The 27,000-nt window shown below is 28.3% G+C and carries 18 protein-coding genes and 3 tRNA genes; 7 read left to right on the forward strand and 14 right to left on the reverse strand.

Features of this window, described 5'->3' with window-relative positions; all coding sequences use genetic code 11:
- Positions 1-47: 47 nt before the first annotated feature.
- On the reverse strand, positions 48-443 hold the full coding sequence (locus AWN65_RS11185) for a hypothetical protein (protein ID WP_060383234.1): 396 nt from the start codon (positions 441-443) through the stop codon (positions 48-50).
- A gap of 475 nt (positions 444-918) precedes the next feature.
- On the opposite strand from AWN65_RS11185, the gene AWN65_RS11190 reads away from it, so the two are divergent.
- Entirely contained in the window at positions 919-1,788 is an 870-nt protein-coding gene (locus AWN65_RS11190; RefSeq protein WP_060383235.1) for an SH3 domain-containing protein, read from the forward strand.
- Here AWN65_RS11190 and AWN65_RS11195 read toward each other — a convergent pair.
- Positions 1,785-3,851: a hypothetical protein gene (locus AWN65_RS11195; RefSeq protein ID WP_060383236.1), complete on the reverse strand. Its 2,067-nt coding sequence runs from the start codon at positions 3,849-3,851 to the stop codon at positions 1,785-1,787. The genes AWN65_RS11190 and AWN65_RS11195 overlap by 4 nt on opposite strands.
- A gap of 107 nt (positions 3,852-3,958) precedes the next feature.
- On the opposite strand from AWN65_RS11195, the gene AWN65_RS11200 reads away from it, so the two are divergent.
- Both AWN65_RS11200 and AWN65_RS11205 read left to right on the forward strand, forming a co-directional pair.
- Positions 3,959-4,492: a type II toxin-antitoxin system antitoxin SocA domain-containing protein gene (locus tag AWN65_RS11200; RefSeq protein WP_060383237.1), complete on the forward strand. Its 534-nt coding sequence runs from the start codon at positions 3,959-3,961 to the stop codon at positions 4,490-4,492.
- A 1-nt stretch (position 4,493) separates the two neighbouring features.
- The gene (locus AWN65_RS11205) at positions 4,494-6,542 is read left to right on the forward strand and encodes a hypothetical protein (RefSeq protein ID WP_060383238.1); all 2,049 of its coding nucleotides are present in this window, start codon (positions 4,494-4,496) and stop codon (positions 6,540-6,542) included.
- Here the strand turns inward: AWN65_RS11205 and AWN65_RS11210 are convergent.
- The 12 genes from AWN65_RS11210 to AWN65_RS11265 form a co-directional block, all read right to left on the reverse strand.
- Positions 6,539-7,594, reverse strand: a complete 1,056-nt coding sequence (locus AWN65_RS11210; RefSeq protein ID WP_060383239.1) for a DUF3871 family protein — start codon at positions 7,592-7,594, stop codon at positions 6,539-6,541. The two genes, AWN65_RS11205 and AWN65_RS11210, sit on opposite strands and share 4 nt — an antisense overlap.
- The gene (locus tag AWN65_RS11215) at positions 7,572-8,438 is read right to left on the reverse strand and encodes an AAA family ATPase (protein WP_060383240.1); all 867 of its coding nucleotides are present in this window, start codon (positions 8,436-8,438) and stop codon (positions 7,572-7,574) included. The genes AWN65_RS11210 and AWN65_RS11215 overlap by 23 nt, the downstream gene beginning before the upstream one ends.
- A gap of 142 nt (positions 8,439-8,580) precedes the next feature.
- Positions 8,581-11,007 (reverse strand): DEAD/DEAH box helicase, encoded by a 2,427-nt coding sequence (locus AWN65_RS11220; protein WP_060383241.1) that lies wholly within the window; start codon positions 11,005-11,007, stop codon positions 8,581-8,583.
- Positions 11,008-11,050: 43 nt separating this feature from the next.
- Positions 11,051-12,250 (reverse strand): site-specific integrase, encoded by a 1,200-nt coding sequence (locus tag AWN65_RS11225; protein WP_405510640.1) that lies wholly within the window; start codon positions 12,248-12,250, stop codon positions 11,051-11,053.
- A 261-nt stretch (positions 12,251-12,511) separates the two neighbouring features.
- A tRNA-Met gene (locus tag AWN65_RS11230) sits at positions 12,512-12,584 on the reverse strand.
- 36 nt (positions 12,585-12,620) lie between these two features.
- Positions 12,621-12,693: transfer RNA gene (locus tag AWN65_RS11235), tRNA-Met, on the reverse strand.
- Between the two features lie 34 nt (positions 12,694-12,727).
- Positions 12,728-12,800, reverse strand: a tRNA-Met gene (locus tag AWN65_RS11240).
- Between the two features lie 88 nt (positions 12,801-12,888).
- Positions 12,889-14,007, reverse strand: a complete 1,119-nt coding sequence (locus tag AWN65_RS11245; protein WP_060383243.1) for a histidine decarboxylase — start codon at positions 14,005-14,007, stop codon at positions 12,889-12,891.
- Positions 14,008-14,345: 338 nt separating this feature from the next.
- Complete coding sequence (locus AWN65_RS11250; protein ID WP_060383244.1) at positions 14,346-17,264, reverse strand: FAD-binding and (Fe-S)-binding domain-containing protein; 2,919 nt, start codon at positions 17,262-17,264, stop codon at positions 14,346-14,348.
- 66 nt (positions 17,265-17,330) lie between these two features.
- A complete protein-coding gene (serA, locus tag AWN65_RS11255) occupies positions 17,331-19,223 on the reverse strand; it encodes a phosphoglycerate dehydrogenase (protein WP_060383245.1) in 1,893 nt (630 codons plus the stop codon).
- A gap of 50 nt (positions 19,224-19,273) precedes the next feature.
- Positions 19,274-20,638, reverse strand: a complete 1,365-nt coding sequence (locus AWN65_RS11260; protein ID WP_060383246.1) for a hypothetical protein — start codon at positions 20,636-20,638, stop codon at positions 19,274-19,276.
- 87 nt (positions 20,639-20,725) lie between these two features.
- Entirely contained in the window at positions 20,726-21,544 is an 819-nt protein-coding gene (locus AWN65_RS11265; RefSeq protein WP_060383247.1) for a DUF1338 domain-containing protein, read from the reverse strand.
- Positions 21,545-21,749: 205 nt separating this feature from the next.
- On the opposite strand from AWN65_RS11265, the gene AWN65_RS11270 reads away from it, so the two are divergent.
- The 4 genes from AWN65_RS11270 to AWN65_RS11285 all read left to right on the forward strand — a co-directional run bounded on the left by AWN65_RS11270 (position 21,750) and on the right by AWN65_RS11285 (position 27,000).
- Positions 21,750-22,220: an Lrp/AsnC family transcriptional regulator gene (locus tag AWN65_RS11270; protein ID WP_060383248.1), complete on the forward strand. Its 471-nt coding sequence runs from the start codon at positions 21,750-21,752 to the stop codon at positions 22,218-22,220.
- Between the two features lie 441 nt (positions 22,221-22,661).
- Positions 22,662-23,522: an Rpn family recombination-promoting nuclease/putative transposase gene (locus AWN65_RS11275; RefSeq protein WP_060383249.1), complete on the forward strand. Its 861-nt coding sequence runs from the start codon at positions 22,662-22,664 to the stop codon at positions 23,520-23,522.
- A 707-nt stretch (positions 23,523-24,229) separates the two neighbouring features.
- Entirely contained in the window at positions 24,230-25,603 is a 1,374-nt protein-coding gene (locus AWN65_RS11280; RefSeq protein ID WP_158447610.1) for a right-handed parallel beta-helix repeat-containing protein, read from the forward strand.
- 251 nt (positions 25,604-25,854) lie between these two features.
- Positions 25,855-27,000 (forward strand): 8-amino-7-oxononanoate synthase, encoded by a 1,146-nt coding sequence (locus AWN65_RS11285; RefSeq protein WP_205729635.1) that lies wholly within the window; start codon positions 25,855-25,857, stop codon positions 26,998-27,000.

Raw genomic sequence — 27,000 nt, forward strand, 5'->3', positions numbered from 1 at the left:
ATTAAAAATAGCCTACTATGTTTTTATACATAATAGGCATATTAGAATTAGTTAACAGGTTCATAGTTATGTTTTCCATTTTTAGAAAACACATCTACAGAAGGAGTGAAATTTTCAAATACAGGCTTTTGGTTATTTACCATTGCAGATTCTTGTGCATACTCATATCTATGAGTTAATACTACCATTTCTCCTGTAGCTTGGTCAATGTATTCATAAGCATCACAGACTTCTTTAACAATTGCTCCAGGCATTTGAGTTCCAATAAGAGCTTTACAGGTTAATTCATCAAATGTACTTGATAAATAGGCTTTTCTTGCTGTAGCATAAAATTTCCCTGTAGTTTTAGATTGAACCATTTCAATCCCTCCTTGTACTTCTAAAACAAAAAATGATTTCCCATCTTCTGTTGTTCTTTCTTTGTAGTTAATGATTGTTACCATTGTTTTTTGAGTGTTTTTGAGTTGTAATTTCTAATACTTCAAATGATTCTTAAAATTCAGCTATCACCTTGAATTTCTTTATTCAAAAAAGTATTAAACAATGATTTTCATTGCTCACTATGAGTGGGGGTTTTTAAGCTGGCTGGCTTATGTAGAATAGTATAAAAGTCTGGATTACAGTTCTGAGAAATTGAACAAGTACCAAGAATTGAAAGAAATAAATTTTGTTAGATTACTGGTGTATTTCAACCTTGAACTGAAAAAAGTTGTGTTCATTTTTTGCAATAAAATTTACCTCTGAAAAAAATGTCATTTAATATCCTGGTCAAAAAAAACACCTTCTCAACCTTTTGGGTAGGGGGATTTGATTCTCAAAACAAGTGGGGGTTATTTTGTTTTGGTAGGTTGTGTGTTTATTTTTTTAAAAAAAATTTAGAATAATAACATAATTTTGCAAATAATTTAAGTTAAGAACATGAAAGAATTAGATTTATATTCCTCTTTAAAAAAAATAAATGACAGAATTGAAGATTCTATTAAACCATTCAAGAGTATTGATTGGATAGATAAAACAACTTATGCAAACAAACATTTTTTAGACACTATCAACTCAATCAAGAAAATAGAAAATAATTTTTTCATTCCTTCTTCATTAGACAAACTTACTTATTACAACTGGGCAAATGAAAGCTCAATAAAATTATTAATTGAAAACATTAATAAAACGCATAAAATAAATATTAGTGATGAAATTTTAAATAAAATAAACTCAGAAACATATTGGAATGAAATGTTTAAAATTTCAATAGTTAATAACCTCCAAAGTTCAACAATAAATGAGCAAAGCAACAATGAAGTACCAAATGAATTAATTTTTGAAGTTAGTAATAATCTAGATGTAATTAATTCTAATTTAGATGAAATTAACAGAGATACACTCAAGTTTTTTAATGAAATTTGCTTGTCAATAAAAAAAATCATTGATGAAAATCCTTCAATAAAATATTCTGCACAATTTATATTTTGGCTAATTGGTGTTATAATAATACCTACTATTTTGAATCAAATACAAAATAGTAGTGAAAAAACAACAAAAGAAATAAATATTAACAATAACTTCAGTATTAATAACACCTATACAAACATTAAAATTGCAATAATTAATATAGAGGAAGTAAACATAAAAAATTTCCCTAGAGATAAATCAAAAACTACATACATTTTAAAAAAAAATGAACAAGTCCAAATTCTTAAAGATAGTCTTAAGTGGGCATTGGTTATTAAGAATAATTCTGTAGAATCTGGCTGGATTAGAAAAGAATATTTAAATTTTATGAAAAATTAAACATTATCAATCCCAAGTGTTTTAAAAAAAGCATGATGTCTTTTTTGAGAAAAATCAAGCATTTGTTCATAATTCATTACTTCAATATGTAGATTCAATTCTGGTATTACTTTGTACAAATGACCATGAGCAGTCTTTTTAAAACCATTCCACTTAATATTATGCTCTACCAAATCTTTATTTAATTCACAAATTATATAACCAAACTTTGGAGTACTATCTTCAATATTTAAAAGATTTCCTTTTTGACTTCTTGCTTTACTTTGCATCAAATCTTGAAAATACTTCATTACTAAATCATCTAATTTTGTTGTATTGGCAAATTCTTTTCCTGGTTTTTTAAATTCAAATACTACTAATGAATTAATTTTATCTAAATTATCAGAATACGCCCAAGGGACATCATAAATTAAAACATCAGGTTCTTTATTACCAAGACTTTCAAAATTTTTATTACTTTTAGTTTTAATATCAGACGCTGTGTATGTATGAAAAGTAAATCTTTCATCAAGTAACCATAAATTGTGATATTCTGATGGCATATTGTCAGTTTCAGCTCCCATAGTAAAAATAATATTATGCAAATCCTCTTCAAGCATAAAATTACCTTCATCTCTCCATTCCAAATATTTTTGAAATAACTTAATAACAGATTTTCTTTTAATCATTAAATCAGCTAGTTTATCTTTAGAAAAAGCAGCTTCTTCTTTTAAAATACTACTAACAATATTTCCAAACTCTTCTTTATCATACTCCCTTTTTTTGAAAACTTTTTCAAAAACTTTTTCTCTTTTTTGCTCTAATCTAAATTCCTTTTCATGTAATTTAGCTTCTAAAGTTTCATCAGAAGCATTGATTGGAATATCCAAAAAAGCATCCTTAACATTAAGTAAGTGTCTATATCTTAATCTAGGTTTACTTGGATTTAAGATGTACTTTTCAATTCTATTATTCTTTTCTTTCTCAGCCTCTTCAATGTATTCAGAATAATTTTCTCTAATTTTTTCAGATAAATCTTTAAATAATTCATCTAATGAAATTTCATCATAATCATTCTTTTTTGATGAATTTTCAGGAAGCATAAACTTGTTTCTTTGAGGATGATTTTTTTCATCTAAAAAAACGCTTTCAACATATATTGAAAGATGATATTTTTTCTCATCACTATTATATAGTTCTTTAAATGAAGGAAGGTAATTAGTTAAAGATTGCTTTTTCCCAACTTCTCTTTTATTAGCACATAAGTGTATTGAGTGTGAATGAACACCATTATAATTCCTTACATAACTTAATTTGAAAGGCTTTGAAACATTTTCAACAACAATATCTTTTTCAGTTTTCTCAATTTCTATTACTGTCTTATAAATATCATTTAGAACTATTGCATTTTCAATTTTATCCTCATCATACAAAATTCTAATAACTGGTGATTTTTCACTTCCAATAAAAAATAACAAACAATGCTGTATAATATTATCTGCTATCTCTTTAATTGTAATTTTGGATCTTCTTGCAAATTCATAATACTCTGGTAGAAAATTATTTAATTTAATTATTGTTTTATTCTCAAATCCTGATTTGCCAAAAGATTTGCTTTCTGGATATTTTTGTAACCCAATTGCATTGTCAAATCTATATTTTCTTTCAAAAAACTCATCTCCATCTAAAAAAGAACTTTCAATATCCATACTCCCAAAACAGGCTAATACAGTATACCTTCCCATTCCTTTCCCTCCTTTTGCATAATTAAAATTAGTAAATGGAGTACTAAAGGCTGTTTCTCTTTTATTTGTGAAACCTACACCATTATCTATGATGGTAAAACCTGAAATCGGATGATATTCTTCAACTTCATCATTAAGATTTAATTTTGCCTGAAAATTTCTGTGAACCTTAATTATTATTGAGCCTTTTTCAGTAGGTTCAATTCTATCCTCAATACTTTGTATTGAATTCACAATAACTTCATGAAGAGGTAGTAGAAACTCATCAGGTTTAATATCAATACTATTAATTAACCCTTTATAGTTGACTTTTTGTTCTAAAATTTGTAACCCTTCCATTGTCTTTAGTTTAATCAAATATAATTAAAAAATTAGAATTTTTATTCTCATTTTTTTTTTCATAATTTTATGAATATAAAAGTTTATTTTTGTAAAAAAACATATTTATGAATACTAAGCTATTGGCTTTTGAATATTCTGTTTATCAATTACATAATTGGTACAAGGAAGTTTATGGTAATTCTGAAACAAATGACCTCAGCACTTTAAAAGTTTTAAAACTTTTATTCTTTATCTCTGCTGTTAATTCCGATAAAAATACCCACAATACATTAATAGATTTAATATTTAATAAGTTTTGGGCAATGCCCTATGGACATGTAGAGAGTGAGGTATATGATTTTATCAAAAATGGTCAAATCAAAAATATTACATTAAATAATTCATCCTCTTCAATATTGAATTTAGATAATATTCTAAAATTAGACTTGAATTCTAAAAACATGATTGACAAAAACATAAAGCTATTAAAAGAGATTAATATAGATTTAATAAAATATTCTTCAATCGACCTAGTAGAATTGAGCCACAGATGGTATTCATGGCAAAAAAACTACAAAATAGCTTTAAGTAATAATTCATTTAGCCATAACATTCCAATAGAAGATATTAAAGGAGAAATAAAAGTTTATCAATATTAAAATGGTTAAAAATTTTTCAGATTTTTTAAATAAAACTTTTATTGATGAAAAAAATTGGCATCAACAATTCATCAATATAGAAGAAACAACACAAAATATTTTATTAGACGAAAGTAATTTAAAAAAATATCTAGAGAACAATCTTTTAGAATTATCAAAATTAATTTCAAAATCAATATTGAGAGGTGAATATATAATTGTTGATATTGAAACTCCTTTAAAAGAATCATTAAATATTTGCAGTACCATTCTGAATGACATTCTTCTAATTGAAAATACTAAATTGCATGAATATGTAGAGAATTTTATTGCAATTATTAAAAGAATTTGTTCTATTTACTTAAATTTTTTTAAGCAAGTAAAAACATATCTTTCTAACCCAAATACTGATATTGTATTTTCAACTTCAAAAGAATATTCATCAGAATATGATTTAAATATCTTTAAAAATTTTGAAAATGAAATTTCTAATAAATTTAAAGAAATACAAAAACTTCTAGTTTTATCTGCACATGATCATTATTTTGATGAAAGCATTAGTTATTTTAGAAGTTTAATAAATTTTGAAAATCAAATAAATCAAATTAACATAAAAGAACCAATTTCATTTATTGGTGCTATAAATCATAAAATTACTTTTTTAAAATATAAATGGACGATTAGACAAATAACAACTGCTAATGAATTAAAAGATTACAATTTAAATAAAACTTATATTATTGACAACGACTTAATATCAATTAATCAAAACTCAAGCTATAACCCTGAAAATGACAAACTTAAAGAATGGAAGGAATTTCTAGAAAATCATTATGACTATGTTCGACAAAATAGTCATTATAGTAATAAAATTAATGATTTATTAATTAAAGAAAAAGTTAGTTTTCAGGAGTTTCATCTTTTAATAAAGTATTTTAAAGACATTAAACCTAACTACGAAAATTTAAAAGAGATAGTTGACAAATTTCATAAAAGAGAAGATGAATTTAAAAAAGATAACCATATATTTTTAAAAAATATTTTATACGCTTTAAACAATCAGTTTTCTTTATTAATAGAAGAACCTTCTGTAAATGAGCAAGATGTTGTTGATTTAAAAAAGAGAATAGATTCTTTACAAGATAAGACAGGTTTTGACAACTTTTTTGTAGATTTTAAATTTTTAAAATTTAATATAAAAAAACTTGATGAATTAATTACTTCAAGAGATGCTCTTGAAGTAAAATCGGAGATTAACACAAAAATTCATCTTATTAGAAGTTTAATTATTTCTTGTGAAAGAAAGATGAAATGGTCAGAAAACCATCATAATTTACTATACCAATTACCTTATGATGAATCATTGGTAAAGTATAACAATGAAGATTTTGATGAAGTATATTATGCTTCTTCTTTCCTATTACCACTCTCAATAGAACAAAAAGAAAAACAATTTTTAGATTTAAAATTAGAGTTTCAAGAAAAATACAATCATTATGAAATTTTAGGTGCATTAAATAAAGAATTTGCCATTATAAAAGAATTAAAAAATAATACAGAAAATTCAGACAAAAAATCAGTTGAAACATTAACAATTTTTACTGCTATTATTTCATTTATTGTTGGTACAATATCTGGATTCTCATTTATTGATTCTTTTATCAAAGCTATTATTTTCATACTTATTTTTTCCTTTTCTCTAATGTCATTTGTTATGCTTATATTTATTTCTACCAGAGGGATTGAAAAAATTAAAAATTACAAAAAAATAATTATATCAACTTATATAGGTTTTTTAATAGTTTTATCATTGTTGTTTTTGTATAAAAATTTTGTTGATGACAAAAATGAACTTGAAAAAATTAAAACTTCTAAAATCATCGACAACAAGAAATACATTGATTCAATTTACAAAATTCAACAAATTAATATAAAAAAAATTGAAGATGAAAACAAAAAAAATATAGATTCAATAAAAAAAGTTTTTGATTTAAAAATAGAAAGTTTTAAAATTGAACTCAATTATGAAAATAATAAAACCACTCTGAATAAACAGAGTGGTTCAAATTAACTCAAAAACCAATTGTAATCTCCATTACCAATCAGTGCTTTCTGAATACCATTTGTAAAATCATAGGCATTCACATTTCTATCAAGAAAAGTATCTATATAAGAAGATTTATTGGCTTGTGTAAAGAGATTATAAACATTCCAAAGGTTTATATCTCCTTGCTCATTTCTGCAAAAGCTATCATCTTCAAAATAATCTTTCACAATAGTGTTAATATGACCATCTGTGAAGTTTAAATTTGGAATCAATGCTTTATCCTTTTTGGGTAAATGTTGATATAACCTTGTTCTACCAATTAATTGAGCAAACTGAGTTTCTGTTAATGAATGTTTAGCAAACTCTTTCATTCCTAACAAATGCTTTTCAGCATTATAATTTTGAATTACTTCTATAATTTTGGTCTGTAATTCTTGATAAGAACTTACTTTCATATCATCAACAAAACCATCACTCCAAACACATAAATTGCAGCATACTTTATTCTGGAATCCAATAAAGAACTTGAATTTTTCAAAAGTCTTTTTATTGTACAAGTTTTCCAAATTATAGCTTCTAACCCCACCTATTGTAAGAGCAATTTCATTTCCATTTATTTTATCTACAATACTTGGAATCCTAATAATAAAAGCCATTCTTTCAAAATATTGTGTCCTCTCATGGTCTAACAGTTCTTTCACATTTTTATGAATTGCTTCTGGAGTTCTACCTTTAATTTGGTGTGATACTCTAATTTCAGGTTTCTCAAAAGTATGATGTGGAAATACTTTTAAAACTGCATTTTGTGCAATTTCTATAAATTCCTGGTGTGAAATTGTCCTTTCATTATCTTTACTAAACACAGGAATGACACAATCATTTTTCAAATTAGTCAAACTGATTTCTTGTGTATTTGCTTCAATAAATGGTTTGTTTGGAAATTTTAAAATACCAGGAGTTATAACATTATTAATCTGCAAAGTACCAGGATTCATACTATTATCAGTTTGCTTTACAGGAATTAATTTATGTGAATCCTGGTTTATTTTGGATTCAATGGTGAGAAGTGCTTCCATTTGTGCTGAATGTTTTTGGATTTAACAATATTTCTTTTGAATTAATGGTGTCTTTTTGAAGTTTAAAATCATATTCCAATAATTCTCTCCAATTACTGTATTGATTATAAAGAACTTTCAAATCTTCAACTGTTTTGGTTGCTTTAATCTTTTCTCTAGCATCTTGTAGATTAGTACCACTATTACACCATTCTAAAATTTTTCTCCCTGTGGTTGAATTAATAACAAATTCTGGTTTACCCATAAATAAGCCCGTTCTGTCCTTTGAACTTACTGCAAAATGTTTAATATCTACATCAAACACAATAGTAAATTCATAATCCAATCCATCTCTCTGAACTGCTTTTAATCCTACTTTTTCAGGAATAAATTTGCCATCTTTTTGATTTAAAACATAATCTTGTTTAGTTCTCATTGTAGCAATTACATGAGCATCACATTGCAGAATTTTATCCATAAAGGCTTTTTCTAAAGGCTTAATTTTTGCCCAATTGGTAAATGAATTTCCTGCTAATGAGCTATGATAATCTAATAGATAATCCCAACAATGGCTAATGCTGTCAATAATGATAACTTCAATACCTGCTTTCTCACATACATCAATTGCCTTAATGTAATTGTCAGGTGTAAATGGTGGTGTTAAAGTAAGTACATTGTAATTTCCTAAATGTGCATATAAGTCAGCACTTCCATTTTCTGTATCAATAATGGCAACTTTACTTAAATCACCATTAGTCAATCCTTGAGCAAGTAGCAAACTTGAATAAGTTTTTCCTGCACCTGCACTTCCTTGCAAAGCCATTTTTATCTTGGCTTTTCTTCTTTCTGATTGTCTTAATTGCATAGTTTATAATTTTAAATTGATTAATATTTTAGATTCCTGGTTTATACAAAACAAAAAACCAACCTCATTTGATTGAGATTGGTTTTGAGAAAAGTCACATATTTTCCTAAATTATATATATACTATAAGGAAAATGTGTGATTTAATTTATTAGTCTATTTCCAATTATTTCAGAATTACTAAATAGCATATTGACATAAAATTCTTTTTGAAAGTTTTCTATAGAAAATGATTCTTCAATTAGATGAAATCTAACCTTTTTGTCATTAACTATAATTTGTGATTTATTCTTGGATACTTTAAAAAATAAATCAATTAATAACTCATAAAAAGATTGGCTTGCCTCTGAGCTATTTGTATATCTTTTAAAAGTATCATAAAAGGGAAATAAATCAAGATTAATAACTGTATCTTCATTTATAAGTCTAATTAACTGATTGAACATATCAAGCTCATTGAATTTTTGAATAAAAAGACTTGTTGCTTGAGTATTAAGTACACTCCTTCTTCTTTTAATTTCAATACCTCTATTAATAATCTCAATTAATTCTATCCAATTTTTATAGTGATTAAAATAAAAATTTAACTGTTCATTTTCAAATGAAATTGTATCTACTGTTGAACTCAAATTTATTACCTGACTTAAACAAGATTTGAAATAAAGAGGTTTGATTAGTTTTCTATAGTCTCTTACTCTTTCTTCATATATATATTCTCCATAAGTTAACACATTAAGTAAATAATGCATTTTTAACTCTTTAATTTTAACTGAATCAATCAATATGTTATCCAAATAAACTTTTCTTTTGTTTAAAAATGAATCAAATATTGAAAAAAATTGATGCCCTGAATATGCCATTAAATTTGTTTGAGCTAAACTATTTTTGTAGGCTGAATTAGCTAATACGGTATAATGCTGTCTAATACTCTCAACCAAAGTTTCACTATAAAAATAAATATCAGGGTTGAAGTCAATAGTTTTTAATTTACAATTGGGGAGTTGATTTGTAATTGCTGTATAGAACATATAGGTAGATAAGTCTCCATTAAAGAAAATGCTATTAAGAAACTTTTCTCCTTTTTTTAAAATAAACTGTTCTTTTCTTAAATAGTTTAAAGAGTTTAATTCATTTCTATTGACCTCTTCAATATTTTTCTTTGCTTTTTTAATATTATGCGTATATTCTTTATAAGCATTAAATAAGTCAATTTTTTGAATATTAATATCATAATATTCTACTGAACCCAGAGTTTGAAATTTTTGAAATATTTCAATTATTCTGTTTTTATTTTCTATATAAGATGGTAAACTATTTTCTAAAATTCCAAAAGGTTCAGACATTACAATATAAATATCTCCAGTCTTTCTTAATCTTGCTATTGCTTGTAGAATTGACACATAACCTGAAGTAAAAACTCCTTTGTTGTTGAAGTATTTAATATTTGTTCTTGGAGGAAGTATTATAACAAGAGTATGATTTTCATTAGTAATATTAATACCAGTTGAAAAATTTGTTCCAATATTAATTTTACTTTTATTGTACTTTCTTATAAAATTAGGATTAAAAATATCATTATAACAAAAATTTAAAATTGACTTATTTATTCCATTAAAATAAGTCTTTTTCTGCATTTTTTTTAATTGACTTTTAGAATATACAATTACATCAAATTTTTTGTCTTCATAGAGTAATCTTTTAAATAGTCTTTTTAAATCATCATTTTCTACAATATCTTTATTATCTTGATGTAAAATTAAATGTAAGTCACCTTGCTTTTCAGGTATAATAATTCTTTCAGATTCAATGATTTTGATTCTATTATCTGTAAGTTCAGAAAGATATTTTATAATTTCTTTAGATGACTCATTATAAGTTGCACTAACAGCATAGTTTTTATGAACAACATTTTTAAACCTCCAAAGATTAAAAATATATTCTTCTTTAAAAGTGTGGATAGAATCATGTAATTCATCAAATATTAAAACTATTTTTTTATTATGAATTTCACAAAACCTAATTAACTCTTTGAAATAATCTCTTCTCCTTTGAGATTGGAATAAAGCATCTTCTCCTGGGTTTTCAAGTAAAGCGTAAACAGTTAAAATATGAATTTTAAATTGATTTATTTTTGAATTGTTAATAAAGTCTTCTTCATTAATAGCTCCAAAGACAAAATCTGTTTTGGTTTTTGGTTTATTAATATCTAAAAGACTGAAAATTTTATTTTCATCAATAATATTTTTGCATTCATAATAATATTGCTCAATCAAGTTATTGTAAGGCAATGCAAAAACAACAATATAATCCTCTTTATTGGCATATTCTGAGACAATATCAATAATGCATTTTGATTTTCCTTGACCTGTGCCTGCATTTATTACAGTAGTGTTTTTAATATCTAAATCTCTAATAAGAATAGGCATTAACTGTTCAGAAATATATCCAGTTTCAGGATTTGGACTTATGCATTCTTTGGTTGCATTATAGTAATTAGAATCAAAATCTTCTACATTTATTTTTTTGTATTCAACTGGTACATTTACTAAATCAAAATCTATTGCACTCATAAAACTTTTAATAAGACTGTGCTGTAAAGATATTACAACACAGTTAATTTAACTTCTTCTCAAGTTGTAAAATTTGCTCACTAACTTTTTTCTGAACCACTTTAGCATAATGGTCTTGAGTTGTGGAAATTTTAGAATGACCCAAAAGTTCTGAAACTACTTCAATTGGTACATCATTATAAAGTAATACAGTTGTTGCAAATGTTTTTCTTGCAATGTGGTGAGTCAATTTCTTTTCAATTCCAATAATCTCAGCTATTTCTTTGATATAAGAATTGAACTTTTGATTACTTATAATTGGTAATATACATTTAGAATCCTGGTATTTATCCAATATTGAGGTTGCCTTAGGAAGTAAAGGCACTGAAAATTGTTTTTTGGTTTTCTGCCTATACATATCTATCCAAAGTTTACCATCAAACTTTTTCACAATGTTCTTTTTTGTCAAACTTGACATTTCTTGATAGGGCAAACCTGTATAACAGCAGAAAACAAACATATCTCTCACTTGGTCTAATCTTGGTTGTGAAAAGCTATGATTTTCCAACTTAAACAATTCTTCTGTGGTTAAATATGTTACATTATTGATTACCTTTTTAGGTTTATAAAGTATAAAAGGATCTGTCATTAGAAATCCTTCTGAAATAGCCAATTTAATAATCTTCCTAACTCTTTGAATGCTTTTATTAATTGTAATCTGTTTAAATTTCTTTTCTGTTTTCAGATAGTAGTCAAGGTCATTTAAGAATTTCAAACTAATGTCCTCTAAAACTATGTTTCTCTTTTTGTATTTATGTAAAAGGAAATTTTCAATATGCTGTTTGGCTTCTATGAATTTTGAAAATGTTGATTTAGTATATTCAATACCAACTAACTTTTCCATTGCTGAATTATGTAGATTGAATACTTCAATCAAGGTTTTAGATGGTTTAATATCTTCTCCTTTGTATTTTAAATATATATCCTCTACATCAAATTGCTCTTTTTGAACTTGTAGAAATAAAAAAGCCTGATTAATTTCTTGTTTAATCAGGCTCAATTGAGTGTTTATTTGTTTGTGTTCTATATCTTCTGGAATAGCTTTTTGATTTGTATTGTTCCAATTTTCTGGGTTTATAAAAATTCCTGTAGCAAAAGGTTTTCTAATGCCTAAGTAAGTAATCCTACAAACTAATGGAACTAATCCTTTTTTGTTTATCCTGGTTGCAGAAATAACAAATAATATTTTTAATGGTTGTGTCATCATTAGTGTGAATATTAGAATATTGAGTAAATAAAAAATTGCAACCCAGCAAAAAATAGATTGCAACCTAAATGTTAGCCTTTTTGCAACCCATAATTAAAAAAGTTGCAACCTAAAAGTTAGCCTCTTGCAACCCAAATTGCAACCCAAAATATAACTGGTTTAAATTTTAATAGAGAAGTAGATTTAAAGAAAACCCTTGCAGAATAAGCAAGTTTATTCCATAAAAAAAGAGAACCTGTAATCAGATTCTCTTCTTAGTAGCGGGAACAGGACTCGAACCTGTGACCTTCGGGTTATGAGCCCGACGAGCTGCCTACTGCTCTATCCCGCGCTGTGCGATTTGTATTTTTAGTTTTTATAAACTTAGTAGCGGGAACAGGACTCGAACCTGTGACCTTCGGGTTATGAGCCCGACGAGCTGCCTACTGCTCTATCCCGCGCTGTGCGATTTGTATTTTCAGTTTTTCAACTTAGTAGCGGGAACAGGACTCGAACCTGTGACCTTCGGGTTATGAGCCCGACGAGCTGCCTACTGCTCTATCCCGCGCTGTTTCGAGTGCAAATATACAACGTTTATTGACATCTACAAGCACTTTTATCTTTTTTAATTTATTTTATTTTTAAAAAACTATAAATCAATCATTTAAACTTAACACATCTGAAATAAACTCGTCTATTTGCTCAAAAGTAACATTAGGCATACAAATAATATGAGATTGCCCTTTTTCCGTTGCTAGTTGCCATTTTGCTCGAACCTCAATAGAAGGAGACGAAAAAATCACTGTAATAGCATTAGGATTACGCCAAGCCTTTACGCCTATTTCATTTAATCTTTTCTCTGTATAAGCTGCCACTTGCAAACTATGTTGTGTACGTAAAGCAAAACCTTCAAGACCTAATTTTTTAATGGCATACCATAAAAACAAAGGACTATGCCCATTCCTAGATCCTGTAATCGTAGCATCTGAAGAACCTATATAGGCAATTTTTTTAGCTATTCTGTCACGATTCTCTTTTTTTACTACTACTACTCCTGAAGGCATAGGCGAACCAATAAATTTATGCCCACTTACGGATATACTATCACATCCATCTACAAAATCAAAAGCAGGACGAGGCTCTACGAAAGGAGCAAATCCACCCGCTAGAGCAGCATCAGCATGAACATAATGTTTTTCAATTGCCATATCTGTAACAATTTTCTTGATTGTTGGAATATGATCCTTAGCTTCTGTCATAGTAGTACCTATATTTGCTACTACTACTACAGGACGGTGTCTATTATAACGGATAGCTTCTTTTAAATCATTATAATCTATCTCTCCATTTTCTTGAGAACGTACAATAACATATTCCATATTAAGAAGCGTTACATTTTTTTGAATACTATAATGAGTATCTTCAGAAAAATAAACCATAGCATTAAGATACAATTCCCTGGCAACATACAAACCGTATAAATTACCTTCTGAACCTCCATTTGTCACATAACCCCAAACATTTTCAGGATTGGCTCTAAAAAGTTCTGCAAAAAAATGAACGACTTCTCGTTCCATCTCTCGTGAATCTACTTGGTAGGTTGATTTCACAAATGGATCGCCTAAATTGTTCATTGGAAATTGCAAAAAAGGAAGTAGTTCAGAATAATCAAAATCTTTAGAGACTGGATATCCTAAAAAATATTTTGTACGATCTTCTACTTGTGATAATAATTGTTGTAACTGCTGAGAGATTTCTAAATGGGGATTACTCATTGTGTTTATTTTTTAACAAAAATAATATTATCAGAATATTATATTATAAAAAAACCTATATTTAGAAATTAAATCTACCAAAACATTATTATACAAAAATAATCTCTAAATAACAAATAATTCAATAGGGTAAATCCTAATAAATTTCGACTCTCAAAAATAAGAAACCCAAATTAATTTTATTATTTAGATTAATTTGGGTTTCAACTTGTTTTATATATCGTTAAAATGATATTGTTTTCTTTTTTTCAAAAAAAGAGACTGTCCGAAAAGACCAAAATAACAAACCAAACGTTGATTTTTGGCTCCCTCCTCTTCATTTTATAATCGGTTTATTTTTACTTCAATGCTTTATATAAAATTTCTACTGGATGTTGTGCTTCTCTACCAGTTCCATCTGCAATTTGATGACGACAACTTGTTCCTGATGCCGAAATAATTGTTTCTTTTGATTCTTGACGAATAGTTGGAAACAAAACTAATTCTCCTATATTCATTGAAATTTCATAATGTTCCTTTTCATACCCAAATGAACCTGCCATACCACAGCAACCACTTGGTATATTTAAAACCGTATAATTTTTAGGTAATGACAATATTTGTTTCAAGGGCACTAAGGAAGATAAGGCTTTTTGAAAACAGTGTCCGTGCATACGTACACGTTCTTCTTTATCTGTAAAATGATCAGAAGTTATTTTTCCTTTTTCTATTTCTTGTGCTAAAAATTCTTCTATTAAAAAAGTTTTTTCAGCAATTTTCTTTGCTTTATTTTTTAAATCATTTCGACACAAATCGGGATATTCATCTCTAAAGGTTAAGATAGCAGATGGTTCTATTCCTATTAAAACAGCCTCTTTAGGCAGCAAATCGTATACTTTTTCTACATTTTTTTCGGCTATTTCTCGGGCAATTTTTACCATTCCTTTCGATAAATAGGTTCTACCGCTGATTCCTATTGATGGAACGTTAACTTTATAACCTAATTTATTTAATAATTTAACAGCTGTTTGCCCAATAGTTACATCAAAATAATTTAAAAATTCATCGCTATACAGATAAACTTCTCCGTTTTCAAAAGTTCCTTCTTGATTAAATTTAGCAATCCATTTTTCAAAGGTTATTTTATACATTTCAGGAAGAGAGCGTTCTGTAGCAAATCCTGTTGTTTTCTTTACTAGGGTTCCTAAAAATCCTTTGGTTGACAAATTATACAAAAAGGGTACTTGAGCAAACATTTTGTTTACTCGTGGTGTATGACCTATTAATTTAGAACGAAATTTTATTCCATTTTTATCATGATACTGTTGCAGGGCTTCTGCTTTTAACTTAGCCATATCTACATTTGAAGGACATTCTGATTTACATCCTTTACAACTCAAACACAAGTCTAAAACATCTATTATTTCTTCATGATCAAATGGGTTCATTTTTTTAGAGTGTGTGATGGTTTCTCGTAAAATATTGGCTCTTGCTCTTGTGGTATGTTTTTCGTTACGAGTAGCCATATAACTAGGACACATGGTCCCTCCGCTTTTCTCGGTTTTACGACAATCTCCAGAACCGTTACACATTTCTGCAGAACGTACAAATCCGTTTAACTCTGAAAAGTCAAAATATGTTTCTGGCATTGGTGTTACTTGTCCTGCTTGATAACGTAAGGAAGTATCCATAGGAGGAGTATTGACAATTTTACCTGGATTAAAAATTCCCCATGGGTCCCACGTATTTTTTACTTGGATAAACATTTGATAAATTTCTTCGCCTAACATGAATGGTATAAATTCGCCTCGTAAGCGTCCGTCTCCGTGTTCTCCACTTAATGAACCTTTGTATTTCTTCACTAAATGTGCAATATCTGTAGCAATCGTACGGAACATAGCCGTACCTTCTTTTGTTTTTAAATCAATTATAGGACGCAAGTGTAATTCTCCCGTAGCGGCATGTGCATAATGTACACAAAATAGATTTCTACTTTCTAAAATCTGATTGAAATCTTCAATAAAATCAGGTAGATCTTCTACAGCTACTGCTGTATCTTCTATTACGGCTACTGCTTTAGCGTCTCCTGGAATATTAGACAAAAGTCCTAAACCTGCTTTACGAAGATTCCATACTTTATTTGTATCTTCTCCGTAAACAATTGGAAAATGATAACCTAACCCTGCTGCTCGCATTTGCTCTTCCATTTTTTGAGCTGTTTCCTGAATTTCTTCTACTGTATCACGAAGAAATTCTATCACTAAAATAGCTTTAGGATCGCCTTGAACAAAGAAACGATTTTTACTTTGTTCTATATTTTCTTTAGTACAGTCTAGAATGTAATGATCTATTAATTCTACGCTATCTGGATTGTATTCTAATGCGATTAAATTAGCCTTTAAAGAAGCATTGACACTATCGCAGTGCACACACACTAAACCCGCTTTAGGTTTTAAGGCATTCACTAAGTTTAACTTGATTTCTGTAGCAAAAAATAGAGTTCCTTCCGAACCTGCAATAAGCTTACAGAAATTAAATTTTTCTTGAAAGTTTCCAAAAGGTGCTGTATCAGCTAATAAATCTAAAGCATATCCTGTATTACGCCTTGGAATTGTTTTTTTGGGATAATTGGCATTAAACAATTCTTGGTTTACGGGGTTAGATAGTATTTCTTTGGCTTGCAAATAAATTTTTTGTTCTAATTCACTTACAACATTTATACCTTGACACTTAGCTTCAAACTCTTCATTGGTTAATTCTCCAAAAGTAACCTCATTTCCATCTGCTAAATATCCTTTGATTTCTAATAAATGTTCACGAGTAGAACCATAGACAACTGAACGAGCACCACAAGCGTTATTCCCTACCATTCCTCCAATCATACAACGATTACTGGTGGATGTCTCGGGTCCAAAAAATAAACCGTATTTTTTTAGATCTAAATTAAGTTCATCTCGAATGACTCCTGGTTGTACCCAGGCTGATTTTTCTTCTTTATTGACACTTAAAATAGATGTAAATTTTTGGGATATATCTACAACAATACCTTGCCCAACGACTTGACCTGCTAAGGAAGTTCCTGCAGCGCGTGGTATAACACTTAGTTTATTTGTACGAGCAAAATCTATTATTTTCTTTATATCTTCTTTTGATTCTGGCACCGCAACAGCCATAGGCATTTCACGGTATGCACTAGCATCTGTGGCATACAGTGTACGCATGGTTGTATCATGGTATAACTTTCCTTGTAATGATTGTTCTAAAACATCTAATTTCATGCTCACTTTTTAATTCTTTTTAAACAGAAATTTTTAATTTCTTTTGATACGTTATGTTTTTAATGATTAATACAAAATTCTATATCGTATTGTATTGGGTATCATTTTTAATTGTTTTTCTAAATCTGGATCATAAAAACTATCTACATCTGTAATTACGTACCCTATTTGTTCATTTGTTTTTAAATATTGTCCTAAAATGTTGCAATTTGCATTGGAAAATATTGTATTAATTTGTGCCAATATTCCTTTGACGTTTTCGTGTATGTGCATTACTCGATGTGCATTATCAAATTCAGGTAATTGAATTTCGGGCAAATTAACGCTTCCAAAAGTAGTTCCTGTATTGATATACTGTATTATTTTTCTTGACACATAATTTCCTATATCGTGTTGGGCTTCTTCTGTACTACCTCCTATATGTGGTGTTAGTATGACATTATCTCTTCCACGCAGAGCGGAGAGGAATACCTCATCATTATTTTTAGGTTCATAAGGAAAAACATCTATAGCTGCCCCTCTTATCTTACCACTGTCTAAATTAACGATTAGTGCATCCATATCTACTATATGTCCGCGGGACAAATTTAAGAATACTACTCCATTTTTCATCGCACTAAATGTGTTTGCATCCATCAGTTGTTCATTACTTTCTCTTCCATCAACATGCAAAGACACTACATCTGCTACTGCTAATAGTTCTTGTAACGATGCGCATTTTTTAGCATTTCCTAAAGCTAGTTTATCTACCACATCATAAAAGTAGACTTGCATTCCTAGGGCTTCAGCTAAAATAGAAAGTTGAGATCCAATACTACCATATCCAACAATTCCTAATTTTTTCCCTCTAATTTCTACACTACCATTAGCCGACTTATCCCAAATTCCTTGGTGCATTTTTTGACTTTTTTCAAAAGTAGCACGCATTAGCATGATCATTTCTCCTATTGCTAGTTCTACGACTGAACGTGTATTACTATAAGGGGCATTAAAAACAGCTATTCCTTTTTGGCTACAAACTTGTAGATCTACTTGATTGGTTCCTATACAAAAAGTTCCAATTGTATGCAGTTTATGGGCGTTTTCTAAAACACGTGCTGATACGGTTGTCTTAGAACGAATTCCGAGTATGGATACCTCCTTAATCTGTTCACACAACTCCTCTTCTGATAGTGATCCTTTTAAACTTGTAACTTGATACCCTTCGCGTTCGAATTGAGCAACTGCGTCTGGGTGAATGTTTTCTAATAGTAAGACTTGTATTCTATTCTTAGGATAAGAAACGGACGCTTTTACGGACAAATCGTATAAGATCTCATCTAAAGAGGGAGCTACTTTTTCTGCTAAATCTAATACTACTTGACGTTTTATATTTTCGGTAAAAGCATAGAATTTAGATACTACTCCGTATTGTTTTGTTTCATAATCGGTATAGCCATCACCTATCATGATTACTTCACCTTCTAACTTTAAGGATTGTATTTTTAATGCTTTTCCTTTGTTTTCACATAGTTCTTCTTTTTCATCAAATCCTACTATATTTCCATGATGGTCAAAAACGAAGGTATTTGCTAATACATTTTCGGGTTTTATTCCAAACTCTTGGACAATAGGTACTATAATTTCTTTGAATCCGTTTGATATAACGTACACTTCTTCGCTGTGCAGTTTAAAGAAGTTTTTATTTTGAATAACAGATGTGGAAATTTTATCTTTTAATTTTTTTATTAATTCTTCTAGATGATCTCGATGTGCTTGTAATAAATGAATTCGTTTTGATAACGATTCTTTTAAGGTAATACTTCCTTCCATTCCTTGATTGGTTATTTCTTGAATGGTTTTTAGAACTGTTTCGGCTATAGGTGTTTCTCCATGAATAATAGTACACAATTCATCGAGTGCTTCTACTTGTATAAAAGTACTATCGAAATCGAAAATAAAGATTTTGCGTTGTGCCATAACAGATTTAGTGTATTTTAATAATTTGAAAACTAAATTAATAAAAGAATTTACTTGGCTACAGAAACGATCTGAATTAATTCATCTAAATGTTTTAATTCGTACTTTTTCAAGATTTGAGGGTCTATATCTAAGTATTTTAAGATTTGTTTATTTGCTTTATCCTTTTTATTGGATAACCGAACGCCTTTATTTTTTCTTTTGTCTTTTATGATGAATTGTTTAAAATCTAATGCAATATAAAATTTTTGATTTTCATATACTATTTTTCTAAATACAGACCAATCGGGTCTTAATTCTTGTGCACTTTGTATCGTTTCAAAAATTTCAAAAACATCTTTATTAACTACATCAAAAGCAATGTAGGCATTGGATTCGTAATGATTTTCTATAATTACTTTTTCATCATATTTTCCATGAATAACATAGGGTTTCAAATCCGTATCTAATGGTTTAAAGTAAATGTGTTGTTTACCAGTCTTAAAACTAGGGTCATCATTAAATCCTTTTACTAGATCAAAAGTCCCTATTCCCACAATATCTTCATGTCTACACAAGAAATATTCAGAACTTTTGTCAATATATTTCACTTCTTCATTTTGTTCTGAATCGGTCAAAACAGGGGAATAGTTCCTATTGATAAAATGTCCCAAATGATAATTCTGTTGAAAAGCCTTTGTCGCTAAAAATTGCATTATTACTTCTTTTGGCAGTGTGTCATATACATAATTCACACCGTTTCGAACGACTAATCGATCGATTTGCAAAGCTTCTGAAATCCTGAAGAAATCAGGATGTCCATAGGGAGCGGTATCTTCTATTGTGCAATAAGAAGCAATTAAATTACGATCTAAATCAAATAGGATGTATTTAATATAATTTAGTTGATAATTTTTACATTTTAGACTTTCTTGTTTCTGTTCAAAAAAACCAACTTTTTCTCCGTGAACGAGTAAGTCATTTGCTACGATTTTAAATTCTTTAGTACTTATGTTTTCTTCAATTGGTTTCGTTTCAATGGGTTCTAACTTTAATCTTTCTTCATCTATTGTAAAAAGACGTTCTAAATCAAGTCCTTTTTGATTCAATACATGGTACTGACATAGCATCTTGATAAATTCTCTGGAACGACTAAAGGATTCTTCTAAAACTTTTAATCTTTTTACATCTGAGTAGTTAGGGCTAATCAATTCAAATTGAATTTCATTTATTTCTTTACAACCTCTACAAGGTATCATTTTCGCATGAAGCATCAAATTATTATTCAGATCATATAGATCATATTTGAAGCGATTGGATATTACTTTTAGCTGAAGAACTGGAACGCCATCTATAGTTACTTTTTCGTTTTTTATTTGAATAGTTTGCGCGCCTGCTGTTAGAGAAATGAGCAATAGGAAAATTTTTTTAATCATGCTAGTTTCTTTTAATTTTTTGTTTTAAAACAAAAAGAGTTCTCTTATTTTCACAAGAGAACTCTGTATTATTTTTTATATAAAAACTTATTTTGCTTCATTTTGAAGTTTCACGTCTGTACTTTCAAAAATTTTATCTGCTGAAGCAGCTATAAATCCTGAATAAAGCTCTCCATTAGCCATTGGATAACGCAACGCAAATTCATAATAGCAAGAAGGTATCTCTTTAGCTCCTTCATCAAAGTTTACTGTATATAAATCAGCTAATGTACTTGATTGTTCTAGTAGCTCAGCAGGAGTTCCCTTAATTTCACCACCAGAAGTATTTAATTTCCAACCATTATCTTTTAAAAATTGGTTTAAAGACTGTAATGTTGGAAATTGGGTTAAGGCATTCACATTAATTGTAAAGTGATTAGCTCGGAAACCATAAATATACATCCACGCTGCATACTCTGACTCTTCCAATAAATTGGAATAGATTGCGTTAGAAGAATTATTCCATACAGCACCGCTTAAAATTAAATCTTCTTTTTCAAATACTGATTGGTCACAAGCATCTAAAGTTTCTTTTACTGTTTTTTGTAATGATTCCGAACATTTAGCTAATTCTAATTGTGAAATAAAAACGCGTGGCGCGCTTTTATCTGTAGCGTGTTCATAATGCTTTGCAAATAATTTTTTAGATTCAAAAACATATTCGCCTTTTGGCTCATAACCTGCTTTTATAAAAGGTTTTTCTAAAACCGAAATATCGACACGTTTATCATCGTATGTACGAATAGCTATATGATCATTTCCTATTATTTCTCCTTCAGCAGCTAATAATGCGTGAATTTTTTGAGCAGATGGAGTAATAGCGATGTATTGCTCCCATAATTTTGACAATAATTGATCTTTATCCATGGTGTTGTTTTCTTTTAATGTGACACAAAATTAGTGTATTTATAAGTATATTTACAACATCTAAGTAAATTTATTAAAATTTGACTTTTATAGATTCCTAATTATGTTAATTTAACATTTTAAAAACAATATAAAATAGGCAAAAAGATCAATATTATTTTTTTACTTATTTTCTCATTAATACCAAAGTTTAAAAAGGATAAAAATGTCACAAGGGTTAAATAAAATAATAGATTATATCAACAAAAAAATAATTCAAAAGCTAAGTTTAGATGGTCGTTTTGCCTATTCTGAATTGGCTAAGGAATTAAACATTTCTAATTCATTAGTTCACCAACGAATCAAGAAAATGCAAGAAGCAGGTATTATCAAAGGTTTTTCTATTAAGCTTGATGCAAAAGCTATGGGCTACGAAACTATTACCTATACAGGAATTGCTACTAAAGAAGCTCGTTATTCTTATTCTATTGCTGAAAGACTAAAAGAGATTCCAGAAGTTGTAGAATGTCATTTTGTGTCTGGCAAATATGCTTTATTTTTAAAAATTGTAGCTACTAACAATGAAGAGTTTAGGAAAATTTTATACGAAAAAATTCATATCATTGAAGGTGTTGGAAGTACTGATTCATTCATCTCTTTTGGCTCTGCATTTGAAAAAGAGATCCCTATACTTTAAGCTTATCATTTTTGTTTTTGTATATATTCTATAGTACTCAATTTTAAAAATGAATAGGCAAACTCCTTTTATCTATTGCTGTTATTTTACTAAAATCCTGAAATTACTCAAACCTACTTTAATAAGTAAAAAGAGCATCATATTCACTATATAACGCGTATAATTATTAAAAAATACTTACTGACTCAATAATGAAATACTCCATTCTAAAATTTAATAAATATAAAATAGACCTCTTGTTTGAGTAAATAAAGTTTTTATTTCTCCTTATTTTTTTCGACGTTTTTGTGATCATAATATTTATTTTTAGTATTTCTATTAAAAATAGTCTTTCATAAAACTACTGAAAATCTAGTTCTATTAGTCGTTTGTCTATATGACAGCTAAAAACACTCTGTCAAATATTTTTTGTAAATTTGAATCATCAAACCATTTGGAATCATGAAGGCTAAATACATCAATCCGTTTACCGACTTTGGATTTAAAAAAATATTTGGGGAAGAAGCCAGCAAAAATTTGCTTATAGACTTCCTTAACACACTATTGCCTGAACACGACCAAATTAAAGAACTTTCTTTTAAAAACACCGAGCAACTCGGAATTACCGACCTCGACAGAAAAGCCATATACGACATCTATTGCCAAAATGAAAAAGGCGAAAAATTCATCGTAGAACTACAAAAAGCAAAACAAAATTTCTTTAAAGAACGAACCATTTATTACGCCACTTTTCCTATCAGAGAACAAGCCGAAAAAGGAGAATGGAACTATAACCTCAAATCCGTTTACTGTATAGGTATTTTAGATTTTACTTTTGACGATTACGAATCTGAACCCGAAAAAAGCGAAGTCGTACATACCATTAAACTAAAAAACCAAAATGGAAAAGTTTTTTACGATAAACTAACCTATATTTATTTAGAAATGCCCAACTTTAAAAAACAGGAAACCGACTTAAACTCCCGTTTAGACAAGTGGTTGTATTTTATTAAAAACCTAGAAGACTTCCAAAATATACCTACCATTTTCAAAGATGAGGTTTTTACTCAAGCTTTTGAAAAAGCTGAATTAGCTAATTTTGGACAATGGGAATTAGATAAATACGAAAGTAGTTTAAAAGTGTACAGAGACCTAAAAAGTATTATTGATACAGCTTTTGATGACGGTAAAGAAGAAGGAAAGATTGAAGGAAAGATTGAAGGAAAAATTGAAATTGCTAAGCAAGCAAAAACAATGGGGCTTTCAATTCCTGATATAATAAAGCTAACAGGACTATCCGAAAAAGAAATCAACGAGTTATAAAAGTGTACCCAAATAGTATCTAACTATTTCGAGACAGTGCAATCTCTGGCACACATTTTTATTACAGGAGACATTACTCTTCTTATTATTATAAAATTTAAAATTATTTTATCTGTAAAATTTTCAATATATAATTGTTTTTATACCATTTAAACTTTGAAATTTACTCATAATACTATTTTTTTAACCTTGAAACTGTCCAAAAAGTTCGCAATCTTTCATTTCGACCAAAGGGAGAAATCACATAATGTTTGATTTAGAGACTATCCTACAAAAGCAATAGAAATTAGTATTGATTCTCGATGTGCTTCGCGCTCGAGCTAACGATCATTTCAATTATATACTCAACCGTTTGTTAGAGTTGTTTTAAAATAAAAAAGATCGAGAATTTCACTTTTTAATCCAGTATATTTTAAGTTTAAATGGTATTAAAACTTTTTTTTATTTTGTTTCTCTTATTTTTAAATATTTTTTGTGACCATACTAATCATTTTAATATTTTTACAAAATAACGTTTGATTCCCCTTCTAAAGTTTTGGTTAACAAATGTCTACTGGATTAAATTTCAGCTTAATTTAAAATTGATTTTTTACTTACAAACTACTATCTTTAATAAAAACAAAAGCTAATTGGTTCTGTCACCATCAATAAAATGACAGAACATGAATAAAGATCTAACAATATTTTTTCACCTTAAACAAAAAAAAATGAAAAGAATATCAATAACATTGTTTGCTCTAATAGTAATCATTTTTATTATTAATTATTTTTATCAAGTTAATTATTGTGCATCTCCAACTAACTACTATGTATCGCCAAGTGGCAATGATGCCAATCCTGGAACGAAGGATTTCCCTTGGAAAACGATTCAACATAGTTTAAATAATATGCCTGCTAATAGCACACTAAATGTTGGTAGTGGTGTTTACAATGAAAAAATTCAAATTCCAGTTAATAATATTACGATTAAAAATCAAACTTCTACTCTTCCTATTATTGATGCAACGGGTATTACCAATAAAAATTCTATCATTTCTATTTTAAACAAAAAACACATTACAATAGATGGTTTAGAATTAAGAAATAATATTCAAAATGATGCCCAAGGTATTTTAATAGAGGGTTTGTGCAATGAAATAACTATCAAAAATTGTATAATTCATGATATTCATTTTTCTTCAAATCCAAATGCTCCTGTAAATGCGTCGACTAATGCGCAAGGAATTATTGTTTATGGTACCAATCCTACTAAAGCAATACGTAATTTAGTTATAGAAAACAATCAATTATTCAATTGTAGGCTTGGTTATAGTGAGGGAATTGCTATTAATGGTAATGTTGATAATTTTAAAGTTATAAATAATACTGTTCATGATTTAACAAATATTGGAATTGACATAATTGGGTATGAAGGTACGTGTTCTTTTTCTAGGAATGATCAAGCAAGAAATGGTTTGGTAAAAAACAATACCATTTATAATTGTATTTCACCCTCTGCTAGATCTGGTGGAATTTATATAGATGGCGGCAAAAAAATCATCGTTGAAAATAATGAATCACATCATAATGGGTATGGTATTGAAATTGGTTGTGAAAATATTGGCAAAACTACTGATGGGATTATAATTCGTAATAATATATTCCATAACAATCAAGTTTGTGCAATTGCATTAGGAGGTTTTGATTATCCAAATGGATCTGGTAAGGTTACTAATTCAATCATTATAAATAACACTTGTTTTTCAAACGATTTTACCAGTTCTGGCAACGGAGAATTATATTTATCTTATAGTGAAAACTCTATCATAAAAAATAACATTTTTCACACAAATTCAAACAGTAATTTAGTTTATGCTGAATTAAGTCAACCAAATTTAAATTTTAATGATAATATATTTTATTGTCCAGACGGGATTGATAATCTATATGCTAATTGGAACGGATCAAGTTATACTGGCTATTTTTCATTTGTTATAGGGACTTCGTCTAATTTAAATTCTAAATTTGCTAATCCAAACTTTACTAAAACGGATATTACTTCTCCTTGTTTTAATTTATTATCAACTTCTTTAAACAATTAATATTTATTTTTACATTTTAAGGGTTCCTTTTAAAACTCAATTAAATATAAAATTTGAGTAGTTGGTTCTTTCTAGAGTTCTAAAAACTATTAATCATGGATATTTTTCTAAGCGTTTTTCCGTAATATATTTATATTTTTTATTAGTTTGTGTAGAATTTATCAAGTATATCATTATTTATATGCAACAATAAAACATTAACATTTATTTATAAAACAATCGCCTTATATTTAGGCGATTATTTTTTTATTTTGGAATCAATTACGTTTACTATACACGAGGCAATCCAAGATCTTCCTGTTACATGGAATACGATTGCGAAGGACAATGCTTTTTTACAAACGTCTTATTTATCTGTTTTAGGAGAGTCTTCTCCTGTTAATATGCAATGTTTTTATATTGCTATATATGAAAACAATAAACATATAGGTGTTGTCCTAGCTCAATATATCCAATCACAGCAATTATCTTCATTTGGCGATCGAGATAAATGTTTTAGAATTTACACAAGAAATTTTTTGCTTCGTCATTTTGCTTCTAATGTTCTATTTATTGGTAACAATATGATTACGGGACAAAATGGATATGCGTTTAACAAAGAGATGAATTTTTCTTGTATTAGTCAAATTTTACAAGAATGTAAGAATCATGTAATCTTACATTTAAAAAAACAAAATATCAATATACATATTATTGTTTTTAAAGATTTCTATGAGGGTAGCAGTAATGAATTGAAAAAATATTTTTTTAAGGATTTTTTTGAATTTAATATTCAACCTAACATGATTTTTGAGTTAAATCCAGAATGGAAAACGGAGGAGGATTACATGGCTGCTTTGTCAAAAAAATATCGAGATCAATACAAACGTTCTCATAAAAAATTTAGTGGTATTACTACCCGCGAATTATCTTTAGAAGAAATTAAAATATATGAAGAAAGAATATATGAACTTTATCATCATGTAGCTAAAAATGCTCCTTTTAATACCTTTTTCTTATCGAAACATCATTTTTATACTTTTAAAAAACAATGTGGTAATGGTTTTAAACTAACGGGATATTTTTTGAACGATGATTTAATTGGTTTTCATACCTTACTTTTAAATGGTGAATTATTAGAAACCTATTTTTTGGGATATGATGAATATGTACAAAAAGAAAAGATGTTGTATTTAAATATGTTGTACAACATGACTGAATTTGGCATTAAAAATCAGTTTAAGAAGATCATTTTTGGTCGAACAGCTTTAGAGATCAAAAGTTCTATAGGAGCAAAACCCGTTGTTATGTCTGGCTTTATTTATCATAGAAACGCGATTATCAATCGCTTTATCAATAAAATATTTGCTCGTTTAGAACCTCAAATTTCATGGCAAGAACGCCATCCTTTTAAATAA

Source organism: Flavobacterium covae (assembly GCF_001534645.1).
Classification (GTDB): Bacteria; Bacteroidota; Bacteroidia; order Flavobacteriales; family Flavobacteriaceae; genus Flavobacterium; species Flavobacterium covae.

Excerpts from the sequence above, each read along its gene's own strand:
- AWN65_RS11200 (WP_060383237.1), top strand. The coding sequence starts at position 3,959 with ATGAATACTAAGCTATTGGCTTTTGAATATTCTGTTTATCAATTACAT.
- AWN65_RS11275 (WP_060383249.1), top strand. The coding sequence starts at position 22,662 with ATGAAGGCTAAATACATCAATCCGTTTACCGACTTTGGATTTAAAAAA.
- AWN65_RS11210 (WP_060383239.1), bottom strand. The coding sequence starts at position 7,594 with ATGGAAGCACTTCTCACCATTGAATCCAAAATAAACCAGGATTCACAT.
- AWN65_RS11215 (WP_060383240.1), bottom strand. The coding sequence starts at position 8,438 with ATGCAATTAAGACAATCAGAAAGAAGAAAAGCCAAGATAAAAATGGCT.
- AWN65_RS11260 (WP_060383246.1), bottom strand. The coding sequence starts at position 20,638 with ATGATTAAAAAAATTTTCCTATTGCTCATTTCTCTAACAGCAGGCGCG.
- AWN65_RS11195 (WP_060383236.1), bottom strand. The coding sequence starts at position 3,851 with ATGGAAGGGTTACAAATTTTAGAACAAAAAGTCAACTATAAAGGGTTA.
- AWN65_RS11185 (WP_060383234.1), bottom strand. The coding sequence starts at position 443 with ATGGTAACAATCATTAACTACAAAGAAAGAACAACAGAAGATGGGAAA.
- AWN65_RS11280 (WP_158447610.1), top strand. The coding sequence starts at position 24,230 with ATGAAAAGAATATCAATAACATTGTTTGCTCTAATAGTAATCATTTTT.
- AWN65_RS11270 (WP_060383248.1), top strand. The coding sequence starts at position 21,750 with ATGTCACAAGGGTTAAATAAAATAATAGATTATATCAACAAAAAAATA.
- AWN65_RS11205 (WP_060383238.1), top strand. The coding sequence starts at position 4,494 with ATGGTTAAAAATTTTTCAGATTTTTTAAATAAAACTTTTATTGATGAA.
- AWN65_RS11250 (WP_060383244.1), bottom strand. The coding sequence starts at position 17,264 with ATGAAATTAGATGTTTTAGAACAATCATTACAAGGAAAGTTATACCAT.
- AWN65_RS11225 (WP_405510640.1), bottom strand. The coding sequence starts at position 12,250 with ATGACACAACCATTAAAAATATTATTTGTTATTTCTGCAACCAGGATA.
- AWN65_RS11265 (WP_060383247.1), bottom strand. The coding sequence starts at position 21,544 with ATGGATAAAGATCAATTATTGTCAAAATTATGGGAGCAATACATCGCT.
- serA (WP_060383245.1), bottom strand. The coding sequence starts at position 19,223 with ATGGCACAACGCAAAATCTTTATTTTCGATTTCGATAGTACTTTTATA.
- AWN65_RS11220 (WP_060383241.1), bottom strand. The coding sequence starts at position 11,007 with ATGAGTGCAATAGATTTTGATTTAGTAAATGTACCAGTTGAATACAAA.
- AWN65_RS11245 (WP_060383243.1), bottom strand. The coding sequence starts at position 14,007 with ATGAGTAATCCCCATTTAGAAATCTCTCAGCAGTTACAACAATTATTA.
- AWN65_RS11190 (WP_060383235.1), top strand. The coding sequence starts at position 919 with ATGAAAGAATTAGATTTATATTCCTCTTTAAAAAAAATAAATGACAGA.